Below are 670 nucleotides of genomic sequence, written 5' to 3'. Positions count from 1 at the left end.
ACTCTCGCAAATGCAACACCTATCTTTGCGGCGATAGATATGTTCCGAATGGTCTTCATGATTGCCTTCGTGGGTCGGTAAACGGCGGGCGACATGGCTGACATGTTCTTAGAACTGATGCAGCATGCCGAGACGGAACATCAATTGGCGATTGGTTGTCGATGCGTCGGCGATCGAGAAGTCGAAGATGTCAGCCTGCTTGGCATCCCCTGCCGCCTGTTGGAACCCCGCCATCGCATAGAACGACGTACGCTTGGATACGGAATAGCTGCCCATCAGCGAGACTTGATGGTATTTTGGCCTCGCCCCGTTGTAGTTCACCTTGCCGTCGGTATAGACGTAAGCGGCCCCCAGCGTCGCGGCCGGCGTGACCTTGTACTGTCCCCACACCTCGTAGTTGCTGAACGTAACGGAACTCGTCGTACCATTTGCGTCGTCGAACTTTGTGTTCGTGTAGTCGATCCCCGCCGTCGCCGAGCCGAAGGCATAATCCGCCCCGATACCCATGATGCGCTCGTTGCGCGGGGCGCCGACGTAGCTGAACGGGCCGCTCGCACCAATCGCCGCGCCGGTGGTATTGCCGATGAAGTTGCCGTCCGTGAAACGAGCCGCCGGATTCTTCGCGTAGAAATAGGCCGCGCCCGCATTGAAGCCGCCATGCGAATAGGCC

1 protein-coding gene is annotated in these 670 nt (G+C 58.4%); it reads right to left on the bottom strand.

Annotated features, from left to right (window positions below; genetic code table 11):
* Positions 1-108 precede the first annotated feature (108 nt).
* Positions 109-670 (bottom strand): porin (locus J5M58_RS25845; RefSeq protein WP_207880152.1); only part of this gene is annotated, 562 nt, incomplete at its 5' end.

The sequence above is a fragment of the Pseudomonas sp. 32_A genome, assembly GCF_017490905.1.
Taxonomy (GTDB): domain Bacteria; phylum Pseudomonadota; class Gammaproteobacteria; order Pseudomonadales; family Pseudomonadaceae; genus Aquipseudomonas; species Aquipseudomonas inefficax.
Note: the sequence above shows the minus strand (reverse complement) of the source record. Positions and strands in the feature narration are given on the sequence as shown.